This window comes from Agrobacterium sp. S7/73, assembly GCF_019355535.1.
GTDB classification, from domain to species: domain Bacteria; phylum Pseudomonadota; class Alphaproteobacteria; order Rhizobiales; family Rhizobiaceae; genus Agrobacterium; species Agrobacterium tumefaciens.
In genome coordinates, this window is record NZ_CP072136.1 from 1,064,585 (window position 1) to 1,074,161 (window position 9,577).

Annotated in this window: 11 protein-coding genes; 7 read left to right on the forward strand and 4 right to left on the reverse strand. The window is 58.1% G+C overall.

Going from position 1 to position 9,577, the window contains the following annotated elements; translation table 11 throughout:
* Positions 1-6 precede the first annotated feature (6 nt).
* Positions 7-525, forward strand: coding sequence for a sigma-70 family RNA polymerase sigma factor (locus J5276_RS05070; protein ID WP_209159520.1), 519 nt, complete (start codon positions 7-9; stop codon positions 523-525).
* On the opposite strand, the gene J5276_RS05075 is transcribed toward J5276_RS05070, so the two are convergent.
* On the reverse strand, positions 522-1,073 hold the full coding sequence (locus tag J5276_RS05075; RefSeq protein ID WP_209159519.1) for a hypothetical protein: 552 nt from the start codon (positions 1,071-1,073) through the stop codon (positions 522-524). The genes J5276_RS05070 and J5276_RS05075 overlap by 4 nt on opposite strands.
* Here J5276_RS05075 and J5276_RS05080 point away from each other — a divergent pair.
* Positions 1,072-2,826 (forward strand): DEAD/DEAH box helicase, encoded by a 1,755-nt coding sequence (locus J5276_RS05080; protein WP_209159518.1) that lies wholly within the window; start codon positions 1,072-1,074, stop codon positions 2,824-2,826. The genes J5276_RS05075 and J5276_RS05080 overlap by 2 nt on opposite strands.
* A gap of 78 nt (positions 2,827-2,904) precedes the next feature.
* Positions 2,905-3,432 carry a siphovirus Gp157 family protein gene (locus tag J5276_RS05085; RefSeq protein ID WP_209159517.1) on the forward strand — a complete coding sequence of 176 codons (528 nt, stop codon included), beginning with the start codon at positions 2,905-2,907 and terminating at the stop codon, positions 3,430-3,432.
* Positions 3,433-3,476: 44 nt separating this feature from the next.
* Here J5276_RS05085 and J5276_RS05090 read toward each other — a convergent pair whose 3' ends face one another.
* A complete protein-coding gene (locus J5276_RS05090; RefSeq protein ID WP_209159516.1) occupies positions 3,477-3,716 on the reverse strand; it encodes a hypothetical protein in 240 nt (79 codons plus the stop codon).
* 117 nt (positions 3,717-3,833) lie between these two features.
* Between J5276_RS05090 and J5276_RS05095 the strand changes: the two genes are divergently transcribed.
* On the forward strand, positions 3,834-4,382 hold the full coding sequence (locus tag J5276_RS05095) for an MT-A70 family methyltransferase (RefSeq protein WP_209159515.1): 549 nt from the start codon (positions 3,834-3,836) through the stop codon (positions 4,380-4,382).
* Complete coding sequence (locus J5276_RS05100; protein ID WP_174065429.1) at positions 4,382-5,200, forward strand: methyltransferase; 819 nt, start codon at positions 4,382-4,384, stop codon at positions 5,198-5,200. The genes J5276_RS05095 and J5276_RS05100 overlap by 1 nt, the downstream gene beginning before the upstream one ends.
* A 17-nt stretch (positions 5,201-5,217) precedes the next feature.
* On the opposite strand, the gene J5276_RS05105 is transcribed toward J5276_RS05100, so the two are convergent.
* Positions 5,218-6,300 (reverse strand): MrcB family domain-containing protein, encoded by a 1,083-nt coding sequence (locus tag J5276_RS05105; protein WP_209159514.1) that lies wholly within the window; start codon positions 6,298-6,300, stop codon positions 5,218-5,220.
* A gap of 72 nt (positions 6,301-6,372) precedes the next feature.
* Here J5276_RS05105 and J5276_RS05110 point away from each other — a divergent pair, with 72 nt between their 5' ends.
* Positions 6,373-6,747 (forward strand): DUF6511 domain-containing protein, encoded by a 375-nt coding sequence (locus J5276_RS05110; protein ID WP_078054197.1) that lies wholly within the window; start codon positions 6,373-6,375, stop codon positions 6,745-6,747.
* A 3-nt stretch (positions 6,748-6,750) separates the two neighbouring features.
* Here the strand turns inward: J5276_RS05110 and J5276_RS05115 are convergent, their stop codons facing one another.
* Complete coding sequence (locus J5276_RS05115) at positions 6,751-7,257, reverse strand: hypothetical protein (protein WP_174065427.1); 507 nt, start codon at positions 7,255-7,257, stop codon at positions 6,751-6,753.
* Between the two features lie 21 nt (positions 7,258-7,278).
* Between J5276_RS05115 and J5276_RS05120 the strand changes: the two genes are divergently transcribed.
* On the forward strand, positions 7,279-9,537 hold the full coding sequence (locus J5276_RS05120; RefSeq protein ID WP_209159513.1) for a bifunctional DNA primase/polymerase: 2,259 nt from the start codon (positions 7,279-7,281) through the stop codon (positions 9,535-9,537).
* Positions 9,538-9,577 lie beyond the last annotated feature (40 nt).

A 9,577-nucleotide genomic window follows, 5' to 3' on the forward strand; every position in this document is an offset into this window, starting at 1 on the left:
ACCACGATGCCACCTATTGCGGCGAATGATAACAACCCGCGCAATCCAGAGTTCGACCGCAAGTTACTGGCCTATGAGCCGGCACTGCGAAGACTGGCGCGCAAAATCACCAGGAACGAAGACGCCGCCGACGAACTGTTTCAGTCGGCGATGGTCGTCATGTTGCGCCGGCATCACGAATGCCGCCTTGAGACCTTCTGGACGTGGGCCACCCTTTGCGTTCGCGGAACGGCGCAGGAATTCGTTCGCACCAATTCCACCCAATCGCGGTCCGCTGAGGTCTGCAGTCTCTCGGCGTTCGACGAGATGCCGGGCTCTACCGATCCGCATCAGGAGGATGGCACCGACCTATCGCGTGTTGTTTCCCTGCTGGAAGGCCGCAATGGCACGATGCTGATGCGCAGGGCGATGGGTGAGACGCTGGAGGCCATCGGCAATGACCACGGCCTCACCAAAGAGCGCGTGCGGCAGATCGTCATCAAGGAGCGGGCGAGGGTGCTTGGGCTGTTGCGGGAGGCCGGTTAGTCCAGTACGTCGAATCCTGTCGAGACAAACGCAATTCGAACCTGCTTCGATCCGTGCATACGGTAATGGACGATGAAGCCTAGAACGAACCCACCTTGCTTGGATTTATCGGGAAAGTTTATGTTGAAAATGCTGGTGGATATGGCTGGCATATCGCTGGAGAACCGCCCGGAAAGCCGAAACGGCACGTCAAATACGTAGTCTTTCTTCCCTTGGACCACGACATCATAAATGGCAGAAACGAGGTCGCGAACCTCCTCAGCGCCACGATGAACAACCGCCCAATCCGGGTATTCGAGCTTGATACTCAGCAGATAAAGCGGAAGCCGATTGTGGTTGACTATCTCGAAAGCGACCCTGTGCCGATAGCTCTTGCCGTCATCTGGCAACTGGTAGGCGCTGAAAACTGGCTCCAAGTCGCCCAGCACTGCGTCTGCCTGCCGTTTTGCCTGACGGGCTGACGAAAACGCAAACACAGCAGCAAGTATTGCCGCAACTGCAGAAAAACCTGCAATCCAATCGGTCATATCAAGGTCTGGAATTTCCATGCTCCAACTACGCCACTACCAAGAAGAAGCAGAGAACGCCGTTTTCGACTATTGGTCAACGACGGCCGGCAATCCGCTCGTCGATCTTGCGACTGGATGCGGCAAGTCGCTGCTCATGGCTTCGCTCATCAAGAGGCTTGTCGAAGGCTGGCCGGACATGCGCATCCTTGTCGCTACCCATGTCGCCGAACTTATAGAGCAGAATTACCTCGAGTTGCTTGGCATCTGGCCTTTTGCCCCGGCGGGGATTTTCTCGGCTGGTCTTGGCCGCCGTGACGCGCGTAGCCAGATCATCTTCGCAGGCATCCAGACCGTGCACAGCAAAGCTGCGCTCATCGGCCATATCGACGTGCTGATGGTCGACGAGTGCCATTTGATACCCGCCAACAGCAACACGATGTATGGTCGCTTCATCGCGGCCCTGCGTGCTATCAACCCGGACATGAAGATCCTGGGGCTAACCGCTACGCCCTACCGGTTGGACACCGGCAGGCTAGACGAGGGCGACGATCGTCTGTTCGACCAGATCGTTTACACTTACGGCATCGCCGACGGTGTTGCTGATGGCTATCTGGCGCCGCTTTCGTCCAAGGCGACCGCCACAACGTTCGACATGAAGGGCGTTGGCAGGCAGGGCGGCGATTACAAGCAGTCCGCGTTGCAGGCTGCCGTGGACAAGATGGACGTAACACGGTCTGCCGTTGATGAGATTTTTGCGAAGGGCGCCGACCGTAAGTCATGGCTTTGCTTCTGCTCGGGCGTCGAGCATGCTGAGCACGTGCGTGACGAGATCCGTTCGCGCGGCATCTCCTGCGAGATGATTAGCGGCGAAACTCCGAAGGATGAACGCCGGCGCATCATCGAGGACTTCAAGTCCTACAAGATCCGTGCTCTGACCAACAACTCAGTGCTGACCACAGGCTTCAATCACAAGGGCGTCGATCTGATCGCAGCCCTTCGCCCGACGTTGTCGGTGTCGCTATATGTGCAGATGATGGGTCGCGGCACTCGCGTCATTTACGCGCCTGGCATGCCTCTCGACACGCCTCAGGAGCGCATAGCTGCAATCAAGGCTGGTCCGAAATCTTCGTGCCTCGTGCTAGATTTCGCCGGGCTCGTTGACAAGCATGGACCGGTCGACATGGTGCAGCCAAAGACGCCCAACAAGGGCGACGGCGAAGCACCTGTAAAGGTGTGCCCGTTCGACGTCGAAGACAAGAACGGTCGCTTCGGCTGTGGTGAAAAGGTGCATGCCTCGGCGCGTACGTGCTCTTGCTGCGGATATGAGTTCGACATCGACGACAGCCCGAAGATTACGGCGACGGCCGCAGACACGCCGATCATGTCGACGGCTGAACCAGAACCCCGCACCGTCACGTCGCGCAGCTTTTATTACCATGAGGGGAAAGGCGACAAGCCGCCGTCCGTTAAGGTCAGCTACATGTCCGGCATGACGGCGATCAATGAGTGGATTTGCCCGCAACATAGCGGATTCCCGAAGTCAAAGGCCGACCGCTACTGGCGCGCGCATGGCGGCAAGATGCCGTTTCCCAAAACCGTGCTGGAGTGGATCGAGCGGCAGTCGGAACTGGCCGAAACGGTGGAGATAACGGTTAAGCCACGTCAGAAATACTGGGATGTTGTGGGTCATGTGGTCGGGGCCGCCAATGACAACCGCGTGTCACCGGCTAACGACAACGCGCCGGAAGAAGAGGATTGGCGGGCCCTTGTCGAGGACGATATTCCGTTCTAATCTTGACAAATTTGTAAAAGCGGTTTAGTTTTAATCTCTACGCCACACCAATGGCGTCACCACATTGAGGAGACACAGATGAGCGAGAGAAGATCCGCCAACGACAACTATTTGGCCGCCGAAGTCGCCAACCTCGAAGCGCTTTTCGCCGACATGCTGGCCGCATATCCCGAGCTCGAAGCCGACGAAGAGCTTCGCGCTGATATGCTGGAAGGCGAGACCAACTTCCACGCCGTCCTGACGCGTCTCGTCAACGGCGAGCGCGACGCCGACAGCCTGGCAAAGGCCGTAGCAGGGCGCATCTCAGATCTGCAAGCACGCAAGTCGCGCGCTGAGCGCCGTAAGGAAGCGATGCGCTGCCTGATGTTCAAACTGCTGAAAGCTGCGGGCGTGCCGCGCGTACCGCTGGCTGAAGCCACGATATCCATCGGCAAGAAGGCTGCATCGGTAGAGATCGTCGACGAAGCTATCCTGCCGAAGGCATACGTGCGCGTATCGACATCGCCGGATAAGACCGCCATCAAGGAAGCGTTGCAGGCTGGCACAGACGTGCCAGGGGCAAGGATGGGCGAGGCGGGTGAGCAGTTGTCGGTGAGGGTGGCTTAGTCGTGACAGGGCGTAACGAAGTAGTCCCGCCCTGCTCGCGAGTGTTATTTGGGAAGGCTGTCAATAAAAATTAGGATTGCCGATAGTGCTGCAGAAATGGCACTCACGGCCCCTGCCCACGAATTCCAAAAACCTGTCTTGTTGACATATTCCAACAAGGGCCCTGCAGCGATAGTATCACCTTTCGCAACATTAAGCTTCACGCGAGCAGACATCACCCAGAGAAAACTCGATACCGCCCATCCAAAAGCCGTTGCGAAACCAAGTGCTGTAACAGTGTTCATTTATTTACCCCAAATTGAAAACACGACGACTACAGCTAGAGCGTGAAGAATTAATTACCCGCCGCGCACCAACGCGGCTTCCGCTTAGGCGGGAACACCACAGTCTGAGGAGACATTATGAACCCGCTACCAGAGGGGCGCTTCGGCGCGATCCTTGCCGACCCGCCGTGGTCATTCAGAACCTATGCCAACGACAACGTCGCGCCCGCTCGGGGTGCGCAGCCTTATGCCGTGATGTCGCTAGCCGATATTGCGGCGCTGCCAGTTTCCGAAGTCGCGGCGAAGGACGGCCTGCTCTTCATGTGGACCGTCAGTCACCTGCAGCGTGAAGCTTTCGACGTAGCCGCAGCGTGGGGCTTTAAGCCTGTCTCGCTGGCATTTATCTGGGATAAGGGCCGCATGGGCATGGGCTACTGGACGCGCCAGGAGGTCGAGGTTTGCCATCTGTTCAAGCGGGGGCGCCCAAAGCGGCTGAGCAGGGGTGTCAGGTCCGTCATCCGCGCGCCTCGGCGCGAACATTCCCGGAAGCCTGATGAGCAGTACGGACGCATCGAGTCGCTTGTTGCTGGCCCGCACCTCGAGTTGTTTGCGAGACAGGCGTGGCCAGGTTGGTCGGCTTGGGGGAATCAGGTTGATCGTGGCTGGCCGGTCAAGGAGGCAGCGTAATGGCCAAGCTCACCAAAGCTCAAGCGAAAGCCCATGCGGAGGCCTGCGACCTGCTGACCAAACCAGTGCTAACTGAAGACGACAAGGACTTCGTGCTCAAGAACTGGAATGAGGGCGCGAACCACGTCAACGGAGCAGCTGGCGCGTTCTTCACACCTTATGACATGGCCTTCGATTTCACCATCGATGCCATCGGGCAGGGTGGATACGGCGGGCGGATCATCGATCTGTGCGCAGGCATCGGCATGCTTTCCTACGCTTGCTGGCGCCGCAGCCACCAAAAGGCCCGCATCACCTGCGTGGAGCGGAATCCCGACTATCTCGCGGTTGGTCAGAAGATCCTGCCGGAGGCGGAGTGGATCCTTGCCGACGTGATGGATGTGCTGGAAATGGGTCTAGGACGGTTTGACGTTGCGATCAGCAATCCGCCGTTCGGCAAAATCAAGCGCGATGGCGGCGCTCCTCGCTATACCGGCGCGGAGTTTGAATTCCATGTCATCGATATAGCCGCGCATCTGGCTGACTCGGGCGCGTTCATCGTGCCGCAAATGTCCGCTGGTTTTAACTACAGCGGCAAGCCTTGCTACGAGCGACAGAAGGACGGCAAGGCAGTGAAATTCCAAGAGCTCACCGGCCTTCATTTCGAGGCTGGCTGCGGGATCGATACCGCTTTCTACATCAACGATTGGAAAGGTGTTTCGCCCATGTGCGAGATCGTGTGCGTCGAATTTGAGCGACCGGAAGAAGCGTGTCTCATTGAGGCGGCAAATGACAATGTGTCGCCGGTTCAGGCGGATTTGTTTGGGGTGGCAGCATGACCACCCCAAAAAATTCGTCACTCCGGGAAAGTGTAACGAAACGCCGTTGCTGTGAGGGCTTCTTCAAATACTTGCCAAGGGTTATGCGCCTCAACTTCGCCGCCGTTCGCGACATCGCCGTTCAGCTGAATTCCATGCACTATCAAAAGGAGGTTGTTGGGAAACGCCTGGCGGTGAAGGTCGACTTCTCCTTTAGTCAACAGGATAGTGAAGGGACCGCCAGTCGTGCCTTTAACTTCGACTACTTTTTCCACGCCATCGAACTGCGCTCTGTAGTCGCAAGGTTCTCTCAAGCTGACGTCACGAATTCGCGTAAAAGCATTTGCCTCAAGCCATTCCCTGGCGACGAGCATTGCCCGGGCATCAACCGCCCTTCGTTGAACAGCATTCAATCCAAAGCCCTGTCCGCGCCGTCGTCGGTTCGGGTTGATAAGCTCATTGATTTCGGCATTCAACTCTACGACATCGCGCTGAAAAGCTCGCGGTTGCCGCCCGGCAGCTGCGGCATCATACAACGCCCGAAGGAGTTCGATAGCGTCGCCCAGATCAGCGAGCAGAACCTGTTCGTCTGGAATCGTCGCGACGGGATATGTTTTGGAGAATGCCGTTGTCCGCTCGTATGCCCTTGGAAGCTGGGCGGTGCTTCCAAGCCGAACTCCTGGGGTAAAATTCAGGAGCCTAGCTGCATCTCCGATCTCCCCTCGCGACCAATCCATGAGTTCCTGTGCCTCTTCAGCAGGGCGAGGTTGAAAAGTGAGGCCGTCCCAGGTTGTAGAGCCATGGCTGATACAGAGCGAGACTGCACCTCCGTCAGGGTGGAAAAGGTAAACCACATACCACCCGTTTTGCGGGTTTGGAGACATTCCATCCGCAAAGATTCTGACCCAAGGCACCAGCGTTTTCCTGCCTGTACCATCTTTTCCCGCAACATCGAATTGGTCTGCAAACTCGCCGAGACGAGGGGCGAGCTGTGGTTGATGGCGCCTGATCCATCTGGGAATGCGCTGCCTGATAACAACGCCTCGGGTCGACATTGGATCAGTGTTTTCGTGTGAGTACTCGAGCTGAAGCTGTAGCACCTGAATAAGCAAGTCTCGCATGTTATTCCTCCATCATAGGTTGAAGGATACGTGGCTAAAAACTTTTAAAATTTCGTTCTAGGAGAGGCAGGCATGACCAAACTCCCAACAACCCCACGCCAGCACACGCCGACGGTCGACGCCGACCATAACCCAACAACCTGCTTTGTCTGCGGGATGCACGCCTTCGGTATCGGCGTGAACGCCAACGGCCGCGACAAAGACCCTCACTACATTTGCCGGAGGTGCGCCGTGGGCATCGACAATTACAAGAAGATCGATCGCCTCGACGACTACGAGCTGCGCGCCCTGGATGCCGGCGTCGATGCCGTCGGCGAGTACATCGCCGAGCATGGCGTGACGGACCTCGCGCACTTCGACGAGCTCATGCAGCGAATGATGGTCAAAGCTGCATGGGAGGGCTGTGCGCGGGGGCTGAGGGCGGCGCTTTCGGAGGCGCCGTTTTGAGTTTTATTGTGGGACTTGCATATTAAGCTTTGGAGTCATTTGCAGGTCCTCACGGCTCAGGCCGTTTCGGCGGAGAAGCTCATCCAGCGATGGCGGATTGAATAGTTCGTAAGTTGCAGCGGTTGCCAATGCCGTGCTTTTAGCTCCAAATTCTACGGTACCGCTGTTAACCCAAGTCGAAGCAGTCTCATTTTCGATAGCTACACCAGAGTACTTCCGAAGTAGGTCCACCGCAAACGTTCGGCTGGCAACAGTATCTGCGCTTTTGTTTCCGCTTAAAATGTTCAGCGCGAGTTTTACCATCTCGATGTCGGCGACGCGATCTTCCTTTTGCTTAGTAAGGAAAGCAATTCTTTCCGCAGATTCAAATTCCATTCTCTTAACGATGCTTTGCCCCTGAGCCGAGACCTCGGCGACGTAATTGGAGGAACTATACGTGAACCAACCTGTGATGGCGGTCCCGACCGCTGCGATGAAAGCTATAACTTTGCTAGTTGTGACTTCAGTCATTTGAAAGGACCCCGTGATCTTATGGCTACAAGTCCATCATATTCCGATAAGAAACCTTTAATCTCGCTTGAACTAGCGCAACACTACGTCGCCCAAGGCTGGCCGGTATTTCCCTGCCGCTCGCACGCTGAGGAGCATGGCGACCAGGCAACCGGCGAGGTCATCACGCTCGGCGAGAAGACGCCTTTGACCCCCAATGGCTTCAAGGGCGCAACGCGCTTTCCGCGCATCATCGAGAGATGGTGGTCGGACTGGCCAGATGCGGCCGTCGGCCTGCCGACTGGCGAGAAGACCGGCTTCTTCGCGCTAGACATCGACAATAAGCCTGGCGGTGCCAACGGCTTCGACTGGCTGGCTGAGATGGAAGCCGAGCACGGGCCGCTCCCCGACACGGCACGCGTGACAAGCCCGAACGGCGGACTGCATATCTACTTCAAGTATGTCGTGGGCACGCGCAACCGCGGCGCGCTAGGTGCTGGCGTGGATATCCGGTCCGAGGGCGGCTATGTGTTAGCCGCCGGCAGCACGATGGCCAATGGCCGCTCCTACAAGTGGGAAACGGACACGCGCGAAATCGCAGACGCGCCGGCGTGGCTGCTCGACCTGCTGCTGCCGAAGTCTGCGCCGGCCCATACGCAGTACAGTCTGTCTGCTGCGACCAACAACGCCTATGTGGATGCCGCCGTCGACCGTGAGCTGGCGGACCTTGCTGGTGCGCCCATGGGCAGCCGTAACAATGCACTGAACGACGCCGCATTCTCCATCGGCACCATCGTCGGCGCAGGTGCGTTGGGCGAAGCTGAGGCGCGCGCCTTGCTTCAGGATGTGGCTCGCGGCTGGGGCAGGGACTGGTCACGCTGCTGCAAGACGATCGAGAACGGTCTTAAGGCTGGCATTCAAAACCCGCGCCATATTCCGGAGCCAGAATTCCCGGCGCAGGACAACACGCGCCTGGTGGACATCACGCGCATGATTCAGCGTGGCCTTGAGAAGGGGCGCCTGCGTGAGCAGGCGGCGCGTGTTGATGCAGACCTTACCGTACAGGAAGACGTGCCGCAAAACGGCAAAGATATTCCCGAGCGGGAAGCTGCATCACCGGTCAGCGACATCGAGCCAGCAAACGACAACACACCGCAATCGCCAATCACCGCCACCGCCTTCAAGTGGATCGACCCAAAGACATTGCCGCGCCGTGAGTTTGCCTACGGCTCCCATTTTATCCGCAAGTATGTGTCGGTCACGGTATCTCCTGGCGGCCTTGGCAAGACGTCGGCGAGCATCGCCGAAGGCCTTGCCATGGTGTCGGGTCGGGCACTGCTAGGCATCAAGCCACCCAAGCGCTTGCGCACGTGGATATTCAATGCCGAAGACCCGCGTGACGAGATGGAGCGGCGCATCATGGCGGCGTGCATCCACTACAAGCTGAAGCCTGCCGATCTTGAGGGACATCTGTTCCTGGATAGCGGCCGAGAGCAGGAGCTTGTCGTCGCCATCGACGACAAGAAGGCAGGCGTGCGCATCCAGCAGCCGATTGTCGAGGCGGTGGTTGAGCAGATCGAGCGCAACGGTATTGACGTGATGATTGTCGACCCGTTCGTTTCCACGCATGGCGTCAACGAGAACGACAACGGCGCGATCGACAAGGTCGCTAAGCTTTGGGCGCAGATCGCCGACTACACCAACTGCTCGATCGATATCGTGCACCATCTGCGCAAGGTGGCGGACCGAGAGGCCACCGTCGAAGACGCTCGAGGTGCAGTATCGCTGATCGGCGCGGCGCGCTCGGTGCGAGTCCTAAACCGCATGTCGGAAGAGCAGGCAGGCGAGGCGGGCATCAACAAGGAGGACCGCTTCGGGTACTTCTACACCACCTACGGCAAGTCGAACCTGACGCCGCTTTCGCACCGGGCGGAGTGGAGGCATTTGGTCTCGACACCGCTTGGCAACGGCACAGGCCTCGCCCAGCCGCAAGACTTCGCGCCGGTAGTTACAGAGTGGCATTGGCCGAGCGCTGAGGACGTTGCGGGAGACCTGACGGAAGACCAGCGTGCGTCCATTCTGGCGGCTGTGAGCGCGTCCGACTACAAGAAGTCACCGAAGGCCAAGAACTGGGTTGGAGCCGCTGTGGCGTACGCTGTGGGGCTGGATTTGGACGACAACGTGCAGCGCAAGCGCGCGTCCAGCCTCGTCACGGCGCTGATGCGTGAAGGAGCGCTTGTGGAGAGAGAGGAGCGTGATCCGGTCAGGCGGGAGCTGGCGGTGTTTGTGAGGGCGGCTTAAGCTTCGCGTGCCGAAAAACGTAAGTGGCAAGGTGGAATTC

Bases quoted from the DNA above. Each gene is read 5' to 3' on its own strand.
- J5276_RS05070 (WP_209159520.1), top strand. From the start codon at position 7: ATGCCACCTATTGCGGCGAATGATAACAACCCGCGCAATCCAGAGTTC.
- J5276_RS05080 (WP_209159518.1), top strand. From the start codon at position 1,072: ATGCTCCAACTACGCCACTACCAAGAAGAAGCAGAGAACGCCGTTTTC.
- J5276_RS05075 (WP_209159519.1), bottom strand. From the start codon at position 1,073: ATGGAAATTCCAGACCTTGATATGACCGATTGGATTGCAGGTTTTTCT.
- J5276_RS05085 (WP_209159517.1), top strand. From the start codon at position 2,905: ATGAGCGAGAGAAGATCCGCCAACGACAACTATTTGGCCGCCGAAGTC.
- J5276_RS05090 (WP_209159516.1), bottom strand. From the start codon at position 3,716: ATGAACACTGTTACAGCACTTGGTTTCGCAACGGCTTTTGGATGGGCG.
- J5276_RS05095 (WP_209159515.1), top strand. From the start codon at position 3,834: ATGAACCCGCTACCAGAGGGGCGCTTCGGCGCGATCCTTGCCGACCCG.
- J5276_RS05100 (WP_174065429.1), top strand. From the start codon at position 4,382: ATGGCCAAGCTCACCAAAGCTCAAGCGAAAGCCCATGCGGAGGCCTGC.
- J5276_RS05105 (WP_209159514.1), bottom strand. From the start codon at position 6,300: ATGCGAGACTTGCTTATTCAGGTGCTACAGCTTCAGCTCGAGTACTCA.
- J5276_RS05110 (WP_078054197.1), top strand. From the start codon at position 6,373: ATGACCAAACTCCCAACAACCCCACGCCAGCACACGCCGACGGTCGAC.
- J5276_RS05115 (WP_174065427.1), bottom strand. From the start codon at position 7,257: ATGACTGAAGTCACAACTAGCAAAGTTATAGCTTTCATCGCAGCGGTC.
- J5276_RS05120 (WP_209159513.1), top strand. From the start codon at position 7,279: ATGGCTACAAGTCCATCATATTCCGATAAGAAACCTTTAATCTCGCTT.